General features: G+C 60.4%; 1 protein-coding gene. It reads right to left on the bottom strand.

Annotated features, from left to right (window positions below; all coding sequences use genetic code 11):
- A partial coding sequence (locus tag ACLJNW_RS26695) for a YjhX family toxin (protein WP_410961582.1) occupies nucleotides 1-89 on the bottom strand: 89 nt, incomplete at its 3' end.
- Between the last annotated feature and the right edge of the window lie 166 nt (nucleotides 90-255).

Genomic DNA, 255 nt, shown 5'->3' with positions numbered 1-255 from the left:
ATCTTGCCCGAAGCGTCGCGAAGGAAGGCGATATGGCCGCCCTGGGCCAAGGCGTGAAGCGTCCGTTGTTCCGGCTTGGAAACGTTCATGTCGGTAGAACCTGTAATCATCGGTGTGACAACGCGGCCGCACGGCGCGAAAAGGCGCGTGCGAGCCATGGCGAAGGCAGATAACCGGCGACACCTCGTGCGGGATGACGAAGTGGCGGTTATCGGATGACTACTATCTCCAACATGCAAGCCTCGGATCGGGGAG

The organism is Salmonella sp. SAL4457 (assembly GCF_046548235.1).
Classification (GTDB): Bacteria; Pseudomonadota; Gammaproteobacteria; order Enterobacterales; family Enterobacteriaceae; genus Salmonella; species Salmonella enterica.
The sequence above is the reverse complement of the archived record's forward strand: the minus strand, read 5'-3'. Positions and strand labels throughout refer to the sequence as shown.